Origin of the sequence: Nostocoides sp., assembly GCF_037045025.1 — a bacterium.
In the GTDB taxonomy this organism is placed as follows: Bacteria; Actinomycetota; Actinomycetes; order Actinomycetales; family Dermatophilaceae; genus Nostocoides_A.
This window is the reverse complement of record NZ_JBAOHM010000015.1, coordinates 383,519-400,933: the sequence shown is the minus strand read 5'-3', so window position 1 is coordinate 400,933 and position 17,415 is coordinate 383,519. Positions and strand designations below refer to the sequence as shown.

At 67.4% G+C, this 17,415-nt stretch carries 16 protein-coding genes and 1 pseudogene; 1 reads left to right on the top strand and 16 read right to left on the bottom strand.

The annotated features are described in order from the left end of the window. The 14 genes from V9G19_RS20935 to V9G19_RS20870 all read right to left on the bottom strand — a co-directional run bounded on the left by V9G19_RS20935 (position 1) and on the right by V9G19_RS20870 (position 15,065). Positions 1 to 807, bottom strand: coding sequence for an enoyl-CoA hydratase/isomerase family protein (locus V9G19_RS20935; protein WP_462287341.1), 807 nt, complete (start codon positions 805 to 807; stop codon positions 1 to 3). A 1-nt stretch (position 808) separates the two neighbouring features. Then, complete coding sequence (locus tag V9G19_RS20930) at positions 809 to 2,050, bottom strand: CaiB/BaiF CoA transferase family protein (RefSeq protein WP_462287340.1); 1,242 nt, start codon at positions 2,048 to 2,050, stop codon at positions 809 to 811. Positions 2,051 to 2,064: 14 nt separating this feature from the next. Next, positions 2,065 to 2,757 carry an ABC transporter ATP-binding protein gene (locus V9G19_RS20925; protein WP_462287339.1) on the bottom strand — a complete coding sequence of 231 codons (693 nt, stop codon included), beginning with the start codon at positions 2,755 to 2,757 and terminating at the stop codon, positions 2,065 to 2,067. Then, positions 2,754 to 4,550 (bottom strand): branched-chain amino acid ABC transporter ATP-binding protein/permease, encoded by a 1,797-nt coding sequence (locus V9G19_RS20920; RefSeq protein ID WP_462287338.1) that lies wholly within the window; start codon positions 4,548 to 4,550, stop codon positions 2,754 to 2,756. Before V9G19_RS20920 ends, V9G19_RS20925 begins: the two co-directional genes overlap by 4 nt. Beyond that, positions 4,547 to 5,386: a branched-chain amino acid ABC transporter permease gene (locus tag V9G19_RS20915; RefSeq protein ID WP_462287337.1), complete on the bottom strand. Its 840-nt coding sequence runs from the start codon at positions 5,384 to 5,386 to the stop codon at positions 4,547 to 4,549. Before V9G19_RS20915 ends, V9G19_RS20920 begins: the two co-directional genes overlap by 4 nt. A gap of 127 nt (positions 5,387 to 5,513) precedes the next feature. Further along, positions 5,514 to 6,749, bottom strand: a complete 1,236-nt coding sequence (locus V9G19_RS20910; protein ID WP_462287336.1) for an ABC transporter substrate-binding protein — start codon at positions 6,747 to 6,749, stop codon at positions 5,514 to 5,516. 157 nt (positions 6,750 to 6,906) lie between these two features. Further along, positions 6,907 to 7,695: an enoyl-CoA hydratase/isomerase family protein gene (locus V9G19_RS20905; RefSeq protein WP_462287335.1), complete on the bottom strand. Its 789-nt coding sequence runs from the start codon at positions 7,693 to 7,695 to the stop codon at positions 6,907 to 6,909. Between the two features lie 104 nt (positions 7,696 to 7,799). After that, complete coding sequence (locus V9G19_RS20900; protein WP_462287334.1) at positions 7,800 to 8,561, bottom strand: SDR family NAD(P)-dependent oxidoreductase; 762 nt, start codon at positions 8,559 to 8,561, stop codon at positions 7,800 to 7,802. 37 nt (positions 8,562 to 8,598) lie between these two features. After that, on the bottom strand, positions 8,599 to 9,525 hold the full coding sequence (locus tag V9G19_RS20895; RefSeq protein WP_462287333.1) for a hydroxymethylglutaryl-CoA lyase: 927 nt from the start codon (positions 9,523 to 9,525) through the stop codon (positions 8,599 to 8,601). Positions 9,526 to 9,535: 10 nt separating this feature from the next. Beyond that, the gene (locus V9G19_RS20890) at positions 9,536 to 10,795 is read right to left on the bottom strand and encodes an acetyl-CoA hydrolase/transferase family protein (RefSeq protein ID WP_462287332.1); all 1,260 of its coding nucleotides are present in this window, start codon (positions 10,793 to 10,795) and stop codon (positions 9,536 to 9,538) included. A 1-nt stretch (position 10,796) separates the two neighbouring features. Beyond that, entirely contained in the window at positions 10,797 to 11,990 is a 1,194-nt protein-coding gene (locus V9G19_RS20885; protein ID WP_462287331.1) for a thiolase family protein, read from the bottom strand. Then, positions 11,990 to 12,739 (bottom strand): SDR family NAD(P)-dependent oxidoreductase, encoded by a 750-nt coding sequence (locus V9G19_RS20880; protein ID WP_462287330.1) that lies wholly within the window; start codon positions 12,737 to 12,739, stop codon positions 11,990 to 11,992. Before V9G19_RS20880 ends, V9G19_RS20885 begins: the two co-directional genes overlap by 1 nt. Beyond that, a complete protein-coding gene (locus V9G19_RS20875) occupies positions 12,739 to 13,914 on the bottom strand; it encodes an acyl-CoA dehydrogenase family protein (RefSeq protein WP_462287329.1) in 1,176 nt (391 codons plus the stop codon). Before V9G19_RS20875 ends, V9G19_RS20880 begins: the two co-directional genes overlap by 1 nt. Before the next feature lie 74 nt (positions 13,915 to 13,988). Continuing rightward, positions 13,989 to 15,065, bottom strand: coding sequence for an acyl-CoA dehydrogenase family protein (locus V9G19_RS20870; protein WP_462287328.1), 1,077 nt, complete (start codon positions 15,063 to 15,065; stop codon positions 13,989 to 13,991). A 161-nt stretch (positions 15,066 to 15,226) separates the two neighbouring features. On the opposite strand from V9G19_RS20870, the gene V9G19_RS20865 reads away from it, so the two are divergent. Beyond that, a complete protein-coding gene (locus V9G19_RS20865) occupies positions 15,227 to 15,934 on the top strand; it encodes a FadR/GntR family transcriptional regulator (RefSeq protein ID WP_462287327.1) in 708 nt (235 codons plus the stop codon). Between the two features lie 12 nt (positions 15,935 to 15,946). On the opposite strand, the gene V9G19_RS20860 is transcribed toward V9G19_RS20865, so the two are convergent. Together V9G19_RS20860 and V9G19_RS20855 are read right to left on the bottom strand one after the other, a co-directional pair. Continuing rightward, positions 15,947 to 16,273 carry a 2Fe-2S iron-sulfur cluster-binding protein gene (locus V9G19_RS20860; RefSeq protein WP_462287326.1) on the bottom strand — a complete coding sequence of 109 codons (327 nt, stop codon included), beginning with the start codon at positions 16,271 to 16,273 and terminating at the stop codon, positions 15,947 to 15,949. After that, positions 16,266 to 17,414: pseudogene (locus V9G19_RS20855) on the bottom strand (aldehyde dehydrogenase family protein); the annotation flags it as partial. The gene V9G19_RS20860 and the pseudogene V9G19_RS20855, both read right to left, overlap by 8 nt. Position 17,415: the final 1 nt, after the last annotated feature.

The window sequence follows — 17,415 nt, the reverse complement described above, 5'->3', positions numbered from 1 at the left end:
TCATTCTCCGGTGAAGTTCGCGGGGCGCTTCTCGAGGAAGGCGGCCAGGGCTTCGGGCATATCGGCACTGCGAGTCAACAGTGCCTGGCCGCGGTTCTCCAACTCGATCGCGGCGGCATACGAGGCAACCTCCAGGTTGTTTTGAATGGCCCGCTTGGACAGTTGGACCCCGCCGGGCGAGTTGGCCTTGATCAGCTCGGCCATCGCGAGGCACTCGGACATGAGTTGATCGGCGGGGACGACCTTGTTGACCAGGCCGATCCGCTCGGCCTCCTCGGCGTCCACTTGAGCTCCCGTGAACGCGATCTCGTTGGCTCGGGCAGGGCCGACCAACCGCGGCAAGAGCCAGGACACACCTAAATCCCCTGCTGTCAGTCCGATTTTCACGAATGCGGCATTGAAGCGCGCTGTGGGTGAGGCGATTCGGATGTCAGCGGCGAGCGCGAGGGAGAACCCACCGCCGGCAGCCGGCCCGTTGACCGCGGCGATCAACGGCACTCGGATGTGGCGTAGCGCATGCAGGCCACGGGCCGCACGCTCCTGCTGGTGGAGGAAGCCGAGGGCACCGAGGCCGGGGAGATTCTTGGCGTCGTCCAAGTCGAAGCCGGCGCAGAAGGCGCGTCCGGCCCCGGTGAGGATGACGACTCGCAGATCGTCGTCGTCGTTCAGCGCGCGAGCGAGGCGCTCGAACTCCCGGAACATCGTGTCGGTCTGGGCGTTCAACCGGTCGGGGCGGTTGAGAGTGGCGACGACCACGCCGTCAACCGGCCGGTCAAGCAGGATGGTCTCGAACTCGGGGGTGTTCACGTCACGCTCCTTGGTCCTTGGTGTGGCAGCTTGGATTGTTGTCGCAGGCTGAGTCGCCGGTTTCGGCTGGATGGGAGTAGTCCACGATGGCCTTGCTGGACAACCAGTTGTCGATCTGGACCGGCGCAATTCCCCACTCCGCCAGGGCGGTTCGGGTGTGCTCTCCCGGCCGTGGGGGCACGCGGTCGACGTGTGCCGGTGTCCGGCTGAACTTCGGCGCGGGCGCCGGCTGCAGGAGCCCCCCGACGTCCACAAACGCCTCGCGGGCCACATGGTGGGGGTGGTGGGGAGCTTCCTCGACGGTCAAGACCGGCGACAGGCACGGGTTGCGGCCGTCGGCCCGGTCCACCCACTCCTGCCGCGTCCGCGTGCGGATTGCCTCGGCAAAGACCGGTTTCATCGCCGGCCACTGCGCCTGATCGAGCTGATCCGGCAGGTCGTCGGCTGGCAGGTCGAGCAGGTCGATCAGGTCGGCATAGAAGTGCGGTTCGAGCGGCCCGATCGCGATGTAGTTGCCGTCCGAGCACTCGTAGGCGTCATAGTAGGGCGCGCCGGTGTCGACCAGGTTGGTCCCCCGCACGAGGTTCCAACTCCCTGTCTGGGCGAAGCCGAAGAAGGGGGTCGCCAAGACGGCCGCGCCCTCGGTCATGGCCGCGTCGACGACCTGTCCGCGCCCCGAGTGTTGCCGCTCCCAGAGGGCGGCCAGAATGCCCATGACCAGGAAGAGCCCGCCGCCACCGAAGTCGCCGGCGAGGCTCAGCGGGACGGTCGGCGGCTGGCCTTGGCGGCCGATGAGGGACAGGACGCCGCTGAGCGCGACATAGTTGATGTCATGCCCGACCGTCTGCGCCATCGGCCCGGTCTGGCCATAACCGGTCATCCGGCCATAGACGATCCGGGGGTTGCGCTCCATCACCTGCGCCGGGCCGATTCCGAGACGTTCGGCGACGCCCGGGCGAAACCCCTCGAAGAGGACGTCGGCCTCCTCGGCCAGCCGCAGCACCACCGCCGCTCCTGCGGGATGCTTCAAGTCGACGGCAACCGATCGTCGGCCGCGGTTGAGCAACTCCAGGCGGTGGTCGAAGTTCGGCCCGGACAAAGCGGCGCCGTGGGCGCGGTCGACCCGCACGACGTCGGCCCCCAGATCGGCAAGGAGCATGGCGGCGAACGGACCGGGCCCGAGGCCGCCGATCTCGATGACCTTCAACCCGGCGAGGGGGCCGGTGCACGGTGACGCGAACATCCCTCTCCTTCGCCTCAGAGCGCGATCATTTCCTGAACTTCGCGTTTGGACAGATCGTCGATGGGCCCATCGCCAACCAGTTCTCCCTTGCGCAAGGCGAGGTATCGGCTGGCGAGTTTTTGGATCATCCCGATGTGCTGCTCAACAAGGAGCAAGGACGTGCCCGTGTCCCGGATCGTCCGCAGCGCCTCGGTGAGCTGATCGATGATGACGGGCGCGAGGCCCTCCGTGGGCTCGTCGAGCATGAGGAGGGCCGGCTCGGCGCGCAGGGCGCGGGCGATGGCGAGCATCTGTTGCTCACCGCCGCTCATCATCGTCCCGAGCCGGGCCTTGGCCCGAGCGAGGTTGGGGAAGAGGTCATAGAGCCGGTCGAGCGTCCATTGGCCCTTTCGGCCGGAGGCCTCCCCGAGCAGGATGTTTTCTTCGACGGTCAGGTTGGGATAGATCCGCTTTCCTTGAGGGACCAGGCTGACCCCGCGGCTGGCCGGCTCGTAGCGCGCCTTCCCCAGCGGCTGACCACCGATGCGGATTTCGCCGGTGACGTGCGGAACGCCGTACACCGACAGCAGAGCCGTCGTCTTTCCGGCGCCATTGCGCCCGACCAGACCCACGGTCTCCCCTTCCCCGATCGCGAACGAGACCTCCTGGAGGACGACCGCTCCGGCATACGACGCTCCGACATTGCGGAACTCCAAAATGGCGCTCATGCAGCACTTCCGAGGTAGGCCTTGATGACCTCGGGGTTGGCGCGCACCTCGGCCGGTTCCCCGGTCGCGAGGACCTGTCCGAGGTTCAGCACCGTGATCCGATCGCAGGTGCGGAAGACGCCGTCGACGTCGTGTTCGACGAGCAGGGCCGCCACCTGCCGGTCCTTGCAGATCTCCCGGACATGCCCGAGCATTCGCACCGACTCATCGGAGACGAGCCCGGCGCAGGGTTCGTCGAGCAGCACGACCTTGGGGTTGCCGATCAGCGCGATGGCCAGGTCCACCGAGCGCTGGGTGCCGTAGGCGATCTCGGCGCAGACGGTGTCCAGGACGCTGTTCAGGTCCAGGACGGTCACGATGTCGTCGAGGTTGGTCTCTCCCGTCTTGCGGGCCACCATTTCCAACTGTTGCCGGACGGTCATCGACGGGAAGACGCTCGTGCGTTGGAAGGAGCGGGAGATTCCGCGATGGCGTCGCCAGCGAGGGGATTTGGTGGTGATGTCCTCGCCGTCGAAGGTCACGGTGCCCGACGTCACCTTGGCGCGACCCGACAGCCCGTCGATGAACGTCGACTTGCCGGCGCCATTGGGGCCGATCACGCCGTGGACGATGCCCGGCTCGAGGCTCACGTCGACATCGGTGAGCGCCTTGACCGCGCCGTAGCGCACACTGACTCCGCTACCGACGAACAGGCTCATGATGGGACCTCCGTCTCCCGGGGGTGCAGGCGGGCTCGCGCGACGCCGGGTCCGTTTGCGGATCGCGTCGACCAGACTGCCGAGGATGCCGCCGGGCAGGAAGCACAACACGAGGACGAGCGCCAGCCCGGTATAGAGGTGCAGGTTGCCGGAGACGTTGAACCGGGCCTGGGCATAGACATAGAGGAAGGCGCCGAAGACCGGGCCGAGCAGAACGCCCAGGCCGCCGATGATCGAGGCGATCAACGAGTCTCCGGCCTTGAGGAAGCTCAGCGACTCCGGAGAGACATAGCTCGCGTTGAGCGCGAACAAGGCGCCAGCCAGGGACGCCGCGAATCCCGAGATGACGAAGGCGACCAGGCGCGGCAGATAGGTGCCATAGCCCGAGAACCGCATACGTTCCTCGTTCTCGCGGATGCCTTCCAACACAATGCCGAAACGGGATCGGCCGATCAGCCACAGCGCGAGAATCGTCAACACCAGTGCCGACCAAGCGATCGGCCAGAAGTAGGCGGCATTCATCAGCTGGGTGCGGTTGAGCCCGAGGAAGCGTTCCGAGCGCGGATAGCTGATCTGCAGACCGTCGAAGGCGCCCGTCCAGGGGAGTGCGGCCCGCTGGATGCACAGTTGGTAGAGCGCTTGGCCGAGGGCGAGGGTGAGCATGAGGAAGCCCATGCCGGAGGCGCGGACCACGAGAACGCCCATGACGAGGGAGAGGAGCGTGCCGACGACGATCGCAAACAGGACGGCGAGCAGCAGCGAGAACTCCCAGCGAACGATCGCGATTCCCGTTGCGTATGCCGCTCCACCGTAGAAGGCGGTGTGGCCCAGGCTGATCAAGCCCAGATGCTTAGCGAGGAACCCCAGCGAGCTGGCGAGGATCGCGAGGATCACACCGTCCAGGAGCAAGCCCATGTAGTAGCGCGAGGGCACGACATAGGGGACGGCCAGGCCCGCCCCGAGGACGAGCAGGGCCAGGACGATCCCGATGACCATCCCGCGATGCCGCGAGCGCGGATCGGCACCGCCGAGGACGGGGGGACCTTGGGTCGTGCTGAGATCGAGATCGGTGTCATGCTGGACCGATTCGCTCATGTGACCTTCCTTCCGAACAGCCCCTGCGGTCGCCACAGCAAGACGGCGACCAGCGCGGCATACGGGACGAGCACCGAGAGGCTGGGGACCCAGATCGATCCCATGGTCTGGATGATGCCGAGTGCCATGCCCGCGAGCATCGCGCCCGCGATGCTTCCCGTGCCGCCGATGACGACGACGATGAGGACGAGGACGAGAATCGCGGTCCCCATCGCCGGGTAGACCGAGACGTAGGGAGCCGCGAGGGTGCCGGACAGGCCGGCGAGCGCCGCGCCGACGCAGACAACGAGCAGGCTGACCCGGTCGACGTTGACGCCGAGAATGGCCGTCGTGTCCACGTCGAAGCTCGCCGCCCGGATGTGCAGGCCGACCGTGCTGCGCCGGATCCACTGGACAAGGGCGAATGCGAGCAGCAGGGCCAGCGCGATGACGAACAGCCGATAGGTCGGGTATGCCGTCCCGAAGATGTTGGTGGTCCCGTCCAATCCCGCTGGGGCAGAGACGGCGAGGGTCCGCTCGCCCCAGAGCAGCACGATGATCCGCTCCATGATGAAGGCAATGCCGAAGGTGATCAGGCCGACCTCGATGTGGGAACGATGCTGCAGTTGACGGAAGAAGACGAGTTCGAGGATCGCCCCGATCACGGCCAGGGCGATCGGGGCAACGATCAGCGCCAGCCAGAAGGAGACCCGGTGCGCGACGGAGTAGCCGATATAGGCGCCGGCCATATAGAGGGCGCCGTGGGCGAAGTTGGTGACGCCGCGCAGCCCGTAGATCATGGCCAGTCCCGAGCTGAGGATCATCAGCAAGGACCCGAGCGCGATGCCGTTGAGCAACTGTGTGATGGCCGACCTCCTTGTCGTCTGCCGGAATGCGTTGTGCCGGAACGGACGTGGGCCCCGGGCTGGATCCAGGGCCCACGGCCTGGGGTGGCTCAGAGCGTTTGGCCGTTGGGGGGGTGATTCAGAGTTTGCAGTCCGCGCTCGGCGGGATGTCGCCGTCGAAGGTGTGGACGATCTCCCAGCCCATGCCTTCGACGCCCTCGGCGTCCTTGACGACCTTGCCGATATAGGTCGGCCGGATCATCTGGTGGTCGGCGGCGCGCATGGTGACCTGGCCGGCGATGCTGTCGAACGACAGGTCGTTCAACGACTCGCCCACCTTCATCGGGTCGGTCGAGCCGGCCTTCTTGATGCCTTCGAAAAGTGTCTGCGCGGCAAGGTAGTTGTCCGCGATGACGTAGTAGGGGCGCTGAGCGTCGTGCTTGGCCTTCCACGCCTCGACGAACTTTGTGTTGAGTTCGTTGTCTGCCTTGGCGTCATAACCGAGGTTGTTGTAGAAGCCCAGAACCTTCTCCCCGAGCGCCTTGAACAGCGGCTCGGAGACCATGTTGAAGCCGAGGATGGTGTCGTACTTGCTCGTCAGGTCGAATTGGGCGGCCTGGTTGACGAACGCCACGCCGTCCGCGCCGTATTCGACGGCGAGCAGCGCGTCGGAGGAGCTGCCCTTGAGCTTGCTGATGAACGTGCCGAACTCGGTGGTGTTCAACGGCGCGAAGGACTCCACGCCGATCTTCTTCCCGCCACCTTCGGCGGCCTTCTTGAATTCGCTCGCCGTCGTGTGCCCGGTGGAGTAGTCGACCGCCTGAATGTCCCACGTGTTGCCGGGGAGTTCGGGAAGGCTTTCCTTCAGCCCGGCGACGTCCTGGCTCGTGGACTGCACGACGCGGAAGGCGTTGGCCGTGCAGTCCTTGCCGGTGAGGGCGTCATCCTTGCCGAGGGCGTTGAAGGACAAGACGCCGAGACCGTCGAGCTGGGCATTGAGCGCGCCGTGCTCGGTGGAGGTCATGACACCACCGATGAACTGAGCGCCCTTCTGCTCCACCGCCTCCTTGGCGGCACGCAGGGTGGTCGCCGGGTTGGCGTCGGTGTCCATCTTGATGATCTCGATCTTGTTGCCGTTCACCCCACCGGCGGCGTTGGCCTCGTCGGCGGCGAACTGCCAGGCGGCGGCCGCGTCGGCACCGAACTGAGCCAGGGCCCCGCTCGATGGGGGAATGACGGCGACTTTGACGGTGCCGCCGCCGGCGTCCCCGCCGCTCGAGTCGGCGCCGGCGTCCTCGGCGCTCTTGGGGCTGCCGCAGGCCGCCACGAGGCCACACAACATCGCCGCGGAGACGGCGGTTCGTGTCTTGTTCAATCTTCACCCCTAGGTGTCGTTCAGGCGCTGGAGGCGTCCTGCTGGCGACCACGTCGTCGCGCAGTACCTAGAATGGTCTAACCATCAGACCCAATGCAATAGCTCGTTGGGGTGAAATCGTGGCCGGAGGGGGTGACTCGGGCGAAGTCCGGGTGAGTCACGCGAAGTTGGGCGCCCGTTTCCCCAGGAAGGCAGCCAGCCCCTCGGCCGCCTCGCCGGACTCGAAAAGCTCCTGTTCCTCGGCGATTTCGATCCGGAAGCCCTCATCGAGGATCGTGTCGAAGGAGGTGTCCACGAGTCGGACGACGGCACGCAGCGCCGGCAGCGACATCGTGCACAGCTCGCGGGCGAGCTCGATGGCCGCCTCGGTTGCCCGGCCGGCCTCGACGACCCGGTCGACCAACCCCATGGTCAGCGCCTCCTGGGCCGGCACTTGGCGGGCAGAGAGCATGATGTCCAGGGCCCGGCCGCGCCCGACGAGCCGGGGCAGGCGTTGAGTGCCTCCAGCTCCGGGGACGAGCCCGAGCTTGACCTCGGGCAGGCCAAGTCGCGCCGAGGACCCGGCCACGCGCAAATGGCAGGCGATCGCCAGCTCGAGGCCGCCGCCCAGCGCCAGGCCGTCGACCGCCGCGATGGTGATCCGGTCGGTGCCCGCTAGGCGGTCCAACCCGGCGCGCAACGCATCTCCGTATGCCGTGAACGCCGCCCCGTCGGCGATCGCGCCCATGTGCTTGATGTCGGCCCCGGCGGCGAAGAACCCGGGAATGGACGAACTCACCACCGCCACCTTGATGCCGCCGACGCGGTCGGCCTCGTCCAAGGCGGCCTGGATACCCTCGCAGATCGGCGGGCCGAGGGCATTGGCCGGCCCCCGCTTGAGGTCGAGCACGATGATCGAGTCATGGACGATCTCCCAGCCGACGGCGCCTTGGGCTGTCTCGCTCATGGTGAAAACTCCTTGTGGCAGTGAATCCTTGTGGCGGTAATCCCTTGTGGCAGTGAATGGCTGTGCAATGACGCAGTTCCGGGAAGGATTGCGGTATGGCCGGGTTAAGCCATGGTCAGGCCACCGCTGACCGACAGGGTCTGGCCGGTGATGAATGCCGCGCCGTCGGAGGCGAGGAAGGCGACGGCCGGGCCGATGTCGGCGGGCGTGCCGAGTCGCTTCATCGGGACCGCCCGGGTCATGCCGGCGAGCACCTTCTCGGCGTCCTGTCCCGAGCCTTCGGTGAAGGTGCGCAAGGCCGGGGTGTCGGTTGGGCCGGGGCAGATCGTGTTGCAGGTGACGCCCTTGGTCGCCCCCTCGCGGGCGAGGGTCTTGGTGAAGGCGATGATCCCGCCCTTGGCGCCGGAATAGACGGCTTCGAGCGAGGATCCGACCCGGCCGGCGTCGGAGCCGATGTTGACGACCCGGCCAAAACCGCGCTCGACCATTCCGGGGACGGTCGCCTGGATGACGCGCAACGCGCCCTTGAAGTTGATGTCCAAGATCTTGTCCCAGAAGTCCTCGCTCGTCGCCAGGAACGGCATGAAGTTGTCCCAACCGGCATTGTTGACGACCATGTCGATCGGGCCGGCGAGCTGGTCTTGGGCCTGCTCAACCGCGGACCGAACCGAGGCGGTGCTCGTGATGTCGCAGTGGACGGCGATGACGTGGGCGCCGCTTGCGCCGAGTTCGGCCGCCGTCGCCTGCGCAACCTCGGTGTTGAGATCGGCGATCGCCACCCGATGGCCGGCCTCGACCAGGCTGGTGGCGATGCCCCGGCCGATTCCTTGGGCCGCCCCGGTGACGAACACGGTGCGCGTGGTCATGTGCAGTTCTCCTTGTGGTGGTGACAGTTTCGGGTTCTCACCCGGCCGTATTCCAGACGACGGGACCGGCGATGATCGAGTGGCTCGTCAATTGGCGCCCGAGGGTCTGCTGGGCCTCTCGGGCGGCGGCGATCAGCTGGGGAAGGTCGACACCGGTCGCCACGCCCATCTCGTGGAACATCCCGACGAGGTCCTCGGTGGCGATATTGCCCGTCGATCCCTTGGGAACCGGGCACCCTCCGAGTTCACCGAAGCTAGACTCGAAACTGTCGCAGCCGGCCGCGAGCGCGGCATACGCGTTGGCAAGTCCCTGGCCTCGAGTGTTGTGGAAGTGGGCGGTGACCTCGACCCCGGGCAGGCGCTCGATTGCGGCGGCGAAGAAGTCGCCGGCATACGCGGGATTGCACATGCCCGTCGTGTCGCCGAAACCGACCTCACTGGCTCCCATCGCCGCGAACTGCTCGGCGAGGTCGAGGACGCGATCCATGTCGACCTTGCCCTCGAAGGGGCAGCCGAAGGAGGTGGCGATCACGGCGCCGCACCGCAGGCCTTCGGCGGTGATTCGCTTGGCCATGACCACGTTGTCGGCCATTGTGTCGGCAATCGTCCGATTGACGTTCTTCTTATTGTGGGTCTCCGAGCCGCTGACAAAGATGCCGACCTCGTGGAAGTGCTGTCGATAGGCCAGCGAGCTATTCAGCCCCTTGGAGTTGGGGATGAGGACGAGGAGCGAGACGTCGTCAGGGACCTCAATGCCGGTCAGCACCTCGCCGGCGTCGGCAAGTTGCGGGATGACGTCGGCGCGCACGAAGCTAGCCACCTCGAGCCGCTTGAGGCCGGAGCGACCGAGCGCGTTGATCAGGCTGATCTTGGCGGCCGTGGGGATGTGCTCGGGCTCGTTCTGGAAACCGTCCCGTGGGCCGACCTCGCGAATGTGCACGCGTGTGGGCAGGGTCGTCGTCATCGAGGGCCTCTCAGTGCAGCGCGGTGTTGGCGGAGGGTTCGAAGCGCTGGGTGCGCAGCTGGGCGGCAAGTGCCTCCCGGTGGGCCGGATCGGCGACCTCGATGACGCGGTGCGGGCGCTCGGAGATCGGGCAGCCGGTCAGCTTGGCGACCCCGTGCTCGGTGACGACGAAGTCGACATCGGCTCGTGAAGTCGTCACGGCGCCAAATTCCAGCGTGGGCTTGATCGTCGAGGAGCCCCGTGCGGTCGAGCGCAAGGCGATGATCGAGCGGGAGCCGGTGAGCGCGGCGGCACGGGAGAAGTCGGTCTGGCCACCGATGGCCCCGACCGTGACGCCAGCGCGCCGTTCGGCGCCGACCTGGCCGGTCAGGTCGACCTCGATCGCCGAATTGATGGCGACAAGCGATCGCAACTGGGACAGCACGCGCGGGTCGTGGGTGTAGCTGACCGGCCGGAACTCGACCGGGATTTGCTCCAGCGAGTGATACAGCCGGCTGCTGCCCAGCGCAGCACCGGTGACGATCAGGCCGGGATCGATCTCCTTGCGCGCCCCCGTCAGCACGCCCGTCTCGACGAGGTCGAGAACGCCGTCGGCGATCATCCCCGAATGCACGCCGAGATCGCGGTGTCCCCGCAGCGTCGCGAGGACCGCAGCAGGTAGAGAGCCGACCCCAATCTGGATGGTGTCGCCGTCTTCGATGAGCGCCGCGACATTGGCGGCGATGCGCTGGTCGACGGGCTTGACTGCAGTGGTCGGCGCCGTGAGCAGGGGCCGGTCGGTCTCGACGGTGGCCGCGAAGCGGGACAACGGGATTCGTCGTGAGCCCGTAGTTGGCGGCATCTGCTGGTTGATCTCGGCGATCAGGACCCGGGTGTGTTCGACCGCGTCGGCGACATAGTCGACGCCCACGCCCAGCGAGCAGTTGCCGTCGTCATCGGGGGGTGATACCTGCACCAGGCCGACATCGCACGGCAAATGACCATCAGCGAAAAGCCTTGGTAAAGAAGAAAAATGGCAGGCAAGGACATCCAGTCGCCCTTCGGCACTCAGGGCCTGCAACCGCCCCAGCCCGCCATAGGAGAGGACCGAGATCTCCTCGGGCAACTCGCTGCCGATCGCCGGGTCCCACGTCATGCCGACGAAGGCGCGCACCGGGCCGATGTCGGCGACCTGGTCGAGCAAGGCTCGCACCAGAACGGTTGGTTCGGCGCTGGTCTGGCTCCACCACAGGCCGCTGCCGGCGGTGAGGAACTGCCGCAGGTCGACCATGTCAGAGCCGTTGAATCAGCGTCGCGGTGCCCATTCCGCCACCACAGCACATGGTGACCAGGCCGAGTTCGGCGTCGCGGCGCTCGAGCTCGCCGACGATCGCGGCCAGCAGCCGGCCGCCGGTGGCGCCGACGGGGTGTCCCAGGGCGATTGCGCCGCCATTGACGTTGACCTTGGCCATATCGGCCTTCAGCTCTCGCTCCCAGGCGATGACGACCGAGGCGAACGCCTCGTTTATCTCGATCAGGTCGATGTCGTTGAGGGTCAGGCCATTACGCTGCAGGATCTTGTCGGTGGCGGGGATTGGGCCGGTGAGCATGAGGATCGGGTCGACACCGACGGTGGTCTGGTCGACGATCCGTGCCCGTGCCCGTAGACCGTGCCGGTCGACGGCATCACGGGAGGCCAGGAGAACCCCGGCTGCCCCGTCGCAGATCGGCGAGGACGAGCCTGCGGTCACCGATCCGTTCTCGCGGAACGCGGGTCGCAACCCGGCGAGGGTCTCGGTGGTGGTCTCGGGCCGGACGGTCTGGTCGCTGGTGCGGATCTGACCGTCCAGTTCCATCGCGATGATCTCGTCGTCGAACCGTCCGGCAGCGGCCGCCGCGGCCGCGCGGTGATGCGATTCAGCGGCGAGCGCGTCCATCTCCTGGCGGGTAATATCCCACCGGTCAGCGATCAGTTCGGCGCTCTCGCCTTGGTGCACAAAGTCGTATTGCGCCCACATCTCGGGTGTCCACGGGTCCCCATACAGCTCCGAGATCTTTGCGGGAGAGGTCATCGGCACATGGTGCATGTGCTCGACCCCCGCGGCAATGATCAGATCGTGGGTGCCGGTGCCGACCAGACCAGCGGCGAGCTCGGCTGCGGTCTGCGCCGAGCCGCACCGGCGATCGAGGGTGACGGCGGGGATCTCCGGCGGATAGCCGGCATGCAGCCAGGCGTTGCGGCCGATGTTGCGGGACTGCTCGCCGAAGGGTGCCGTGCAGCCGACGTGCAGGTCCTCGATGTCGGTAGGCGCCAAACCGCTGCGGGCGAGCAGGGCGGCATACACCGTCGCGAGGATCGCATTGGGGTGGACGTCGCGAAACCAGCCACGCTCGGCGTGCGAACGGCCGAAGGGGGTGCGCACACCGTCGACGATGAGCACCTCGCGCGCGTGCTGTGCGAACGGGCCGGTGGGAGTGCGAGGCATCAGATCACCAGCCCCCCGTCGACGGGCAACACCTGGCCGGTGACATAAGACGCGGCGTCCGAGGCAAAGAAGACAAAGACCGGGGCGATCTCGTCCGGGTCGGCCCAGCGCCCCATCGCCACGCGGGAAAGGTTGAGGTTGTTCAGTTTTTCGTTAGTTCGAACGGTCTCGGTCATTGGTGTGGCGGCGAGCGGGGCGATCGCGTTGACCGTGATCTGGCGCCCCGCCAACTCCTTGGCGAGGGACTTCGTCAACCCGATGATTCCGGCCTTGGCGGCCCCATAGTTCGCCTGGCCGATCGTCCCGGTCAGGCCAGCGGCAGAGGTCACATTGATGATCCGCCCGGTGCCGTCGTCGGGGAGGAAGTGCAAAACCGCCTTGCTGCACCGGAAGCTGCCGGTCAGGTGAATGTCGACAATCCGGGCAAACGCTTCCTCCTCCAGCTTGGCGAACATGGCGGGCGCGATCACGCCCGCGTTGTTGACCAGGATGTTGAGCGTGCCGCCGCCGAGGCTCGCGGCCCGCTCGGCGGCGGCACGGGCTTGCGTCGCGTCTCGGACATCGAGGCGGGCGGATTCGGCGCGCCCTCCGGCGGCGACGATCTGCTCCGCTACCGCGGCCGCGGCAGCCGAGTCGACATCGGTCACGAGCACGGCGGCGCCTTCGGCGCCAAAGGCGCGGGCGACGGCGGCGCCGATGCCGCCACCGGCGCCGGTGACCAGGGCGGTTCGTCCGGACAACGCGTTCATCAATAGCTCCTGGGCAGGTGCAGCACGTGCTCGCCGAGATAGTTGAGCACCATCTCCTGGCTGAGCGGCGCGATCCGGGTCAGCCGGGCTTCGCGGAAGTATCTCGCGACGTGGTACTCCTCGGAGTAGCCCATCCCGCCGTGGGTCTGCAGAGCCCGGTCGGCGCACTCAAAAGCCGCGTCGGCGCATAGGTACTTGGCCATATTGGCCTCCTTGGCGCACGGTTTGCCGTGGTCATAGAGCCAGGTCGCCTTCCGCAACACGAGTTCGGCGGCGTCGAGCCGGGCGAGCGAGTCGGCGAGCGGGAACTGCAACCCCTGGTTCATGCCGATCGGGCGGCCGAAGACTTCCCGTTCGTTCGCGTATTGCGTCGCCCGCCGCAATGCGGCCCGGCCGATCCCCAGGGCCTCGGCGGCCACCAGCATGCGCTCGGGGTTGAGCCCGTCGAGGATGTACCTAAAGCCCTCGCCCTCCTCCCCGACGCGGTCCTCGGCGGGGATGCGCATTCCGTCGATGAACAACTCGTTGGACGTGACGGCGTTGCGGCCCATCTTCTTGATGGGTCGGATCTCGACTCCGTCGACCTTGACGTCGGTGAGAAAGAGCGTCAGCCCATCGGTCTTCTTCTTGACGTCCTCGAATCGCGTTGTGCGGGTGAGCAAGAGGACTTTCTCGGACTCGATCGCCTTGGAGATCCAGACTTTCCGGCCACTGACGACGTAGTCGTCGCCGTCGCGCTGGGCAAAGGTGGTGATCTTGGTGGTATCCAGTCCGGCCCCCGGCTCGGTGACGCCGAAGCAGACGTGCAGGTCACCCTCGACCAGGCGAGGCAGCGTGCGCTCCTTCATATGGGCCGAACCGTGAACGATGACCGGGTGCATCCCAAAGATCGACAGGTGCATCGAGCTGGCGCCATTCATCCCGGCGCCGGACGCCGCCACCTCCTCCAGGAGAATCGAGGCCTCGGTGATGCCCATCCCCTGGCCGCCGAATTCCTCGGGCGTGGTGATACCGAGCCAGCCGCCCTGGGCGAACGCGTCGTAGAACTCGCGCGGGAACTCGTGGGCGAGATCCTTCTCCATCCAGTACTGGTCGTCGAAGCGTGCCGCAAGCCCCCGCACGGCGCTGCGGATTGCGCGTTGGTCCTCGGTCGGTTCGAAATCCACGACTGGCATCCTGTCGACAGGTAGCGATAACTAATTGGTCATACCATAACGCCAAAGCGAGGCCGGTGTCACCTCGGGGGTGTTCACGCGGGCACGAGGTCGAGCAGCCCGGCGAGGCGCTCGTTCCACTGCGCCGTGGAGCCGAACAGCGTGCCGTTGAGCTTTGCCCGCTTGTAGTAGAGCTGCAGGTCATGCTCCCACGTGTAGCCGATCGCGCCGTGCATGGTCAGTGCGCTGTCTGCCGCGGCCACCGCGGCGGCGCCGACCTGGGCCTTGGCAGCGGCCGCATAGGGGAGGGCCATCTCGCTTCCCGTCTCGACCGCGGCGGCCGCGGGGTAGACAATCGAGCGGGCGGCCTCGACGCCGACGAGGATGGTCGCCGCCGCATGCTTGACCGCTTGGAAGGAGCCGATCGGAACGCCGAACTGCTCGCGCTGCTGGCTGTATTCGACGGCGAGGTCGAGCATGCGTTGCGCGGCGCCGAGGGAGTCGGCGCTGACGATCACCGCGGCCCGAAGGGCCATCTCGGCGAGTATCGCGCGGACATCGAGATCCAGTGCCGTCCCCGGTGTGTCGTCCATGGTGACGTCGGCCGCATCCCGGGAGGCATCCAGCAGGGTGCGCGGGTCCAGGTGCAGGCCGAGCGCCTGGGAGTCCACGGCATACAGTCCGAGGCTGCCGTCCGGCCCGGCGGCCGGGACGATGAGGGTCCGTGCCGAGGCGGCGCCGAGGACCAGCGGGACCCGGCCGGTCAGGCGGCCGTCCCCGTCAGCGGTGACCGAGGTGGGTCCGTCGGGGGCGGCATCGGCGCGGACGGCCGCGGCGGCATACGCGCCCTCCTCGATCAACTCGGCGACGCGACCGGGAATGGCGGCCAGCGCGGGAAGGGCGATCAGCGAAGCCGTCCAGGCTCCGGAGGGCACTGCGCGTGCGGCCATTGCCTCGGTCGCCAGCGCGACTTCGACCAGCCCGCCGCCAGCTCCGCCCAACTCCTCGGGTATGCCGCCGGCGAGCCATCCCGCTTCGGTCAGCGCCTCGAGGTAGTCCGATGGGCCGCTAGCGCACCAGTCGCGTACCTGGGCGGAATCGGCGACGTGATCAAGCCAGCCGGCCAGGTCTCGTTGGAAATCGAGTTGGTCCTTCGTCAGCGCCCAGCGCATGTCGGCTCTCCTCGCGGTAAAAGAGGAACTACCCTCGGACATGATTGAATACTGGTGATCCTAACTTAGGTCTAACCAATAGACCATATTGAGGGGGAGTCGTGGCACGCACAGCGGAAGCACGGGCGCAACAGGGACGATCGTCCATCCGCTTGGCCCCGATGGCGGTTCCCAAGGCCTCGGACGTCCTCGCCGAGGAATTGCGCGAACGCATCCTCAGCGGCGAGTTTCCCGAGGGCGCAGCACTCCCCCCGGAGCGAGAACTCGTCGTCCAGACCCACATGAGCCGCACGACCGTCCGGGAGGCCCTGCGGATCCTCGAGGTGCAGGGCCTGGTCAAGATCAAGGCCGGTCGCGCCGGCGGCGCCTTCGTGCAGCGGCCGGGCGAGGAGTCGATGGCCCGCAGCGTGGGCTTGTTGATCCGCGGCCGCCAGATCCGCCTGGCTGCCCTGCTCGAGACCCGCGAGGGCCTCGAACCCTTCTGCGCCAAACTCGCCGCGCGCAATCGGACCGCGGCGGACCTGGAGGCACTTGTCGACCTCAACCAGGCGGTCGCTGACGCCGGCGACCTGGCCGACTTCCTGCATGCCAATATCGACTGGCACCTTGCGGTCGCTCGGGCGAGTCACAACGAGTTGCTCATCGGGATGATGATGGCCTTGGGCCCGGCGATCTATTCGGCCACCCACAACGAGGAGTTCATCGACGATGTTGTTCGCGCAACCACGGTGCGGGCGCACACGGCGATCAACCGGGCGATTCGCGACCAGGACCCCGCAGCCGCGCTCCGCCGGATGGAACGGCACGTTCACTCCTACAGCGAGGAAGTCGCCGCGGTCGAAGCCCGCACGGACATCGACATCGACTGAGCCGGCCTCGCCTCACACGCCCGGCTGGTCCTCGGGGGTGTGCACGACCGCGCCGACAGGGAGTGACGAGACGGGCACCTGACACCCCAACCGGGAACGGCCTTGGCGTTCCGGGAGGAACATGAGCATCTCCTCCTCCTCGGGGTGCGGCGGTCCCGCGGCGGCGAAGGCCTCCTCACTCAAGACGACGTGGCAGGTGCCGCACATCATGTTGCCGCCGCATTGACCGACCACGCCCGGCACGACGTTGTCGACGGCGAGCCGCATCAGCGTCGTGCCCGTAGCGACGCGGATCGGTGTCGGCGTGCCGGACGTGTCAACGAAGGTGACCTCAACCATGACTGACAACTCCTTTAAGTATGTCGCGCAACGGAACCGACACATCACCGATCGCCTCAGCGGCGACCGGGACGCCCTTGTCGATCAGTTGCCGGCCGGCCATGAAGTCGGGTGCGCAGTTGACCGTCTCGACGGTGCGCCGGCCCCCGTCGGAGCTGCCCTTGGCGATATAGGACTCGACGCGGTCGCGTTGGCGGGCCGGAACGAGCGGTCCCACTTGGGTGCTCGGGTCCATCGGGTCACCGATCGTCAGCGATCCCGCGAGTCCGCTGACCGTGTCGACGACCTCTTCGTAGCGCGAGCGCGGGGCCAGAACCCGGGTGCCGAGCCAGCAGATCTGCCCGTTGTTGAGCAGGGTGGAGGCGAAGAAGGACTCGATCGTGCCGGCCAGGTCGGCGTCGTCGAGGACCACGGCGGCCGACTTGCCGCCGAGTTCGAGGGTGACCGGACGCAGCAGCCGCCCGCACGTCTCGGCGATGGCCCGGGCGGCGGCGGTGGAGCCGGTGAAGGAGACCTTGTCGATGCCCGGGTGGGCCACGAGATAGGCGCCGAGTTCGCGCCCCCCGGGGACGATGTTGAGCACGCCGGGCGGCAGACCGGCCGCGGTGGCCGCCTCGGCCATGAGGAAGGCGTCGAGGACGGTCTCGGGCGCGGGTTTGAGGACGACGGCGCAGCCGGCGGCGAGAGCTGGAGCGAGCTTGAGGAAGGTGATCGCCTGCGGGACATTCCACGGGACGATCGCGGCGACCACGCCGACCGGTTCGCGCCGGATGATCGCCTGCCCGCCGAGCATGCCTGGGCGAACCTCTTCCTGCTCGGCGGCCGCGGCCAGCTCGGTGTAATAGCGCAGCAGGAGAGGGGGAAAGCCGCCCTCGAAGTTCTCGGCGAGCCAGATCGGCATACCGTTCTGCTGGGTCACCCGCGTGGCGGTGTCCGCGGCGCGGGATTCCAGTTCGACGGCGAAGCGTTCCAGCACCTCCCCTCGCTTGGCGGCGTCCCAGGTGGACCAGCCGTCGGGCGCATCGAAGGCGGTGCGGGCGGCCGCGACGGCGCCGTCGATGTCGGCGTCGGTGCCGTCGGGGACGGAGCCGATTTCGGTCTCGGTGGCAGCCCCGAGGACCTGGATCCGGCCGGCGGCCTGG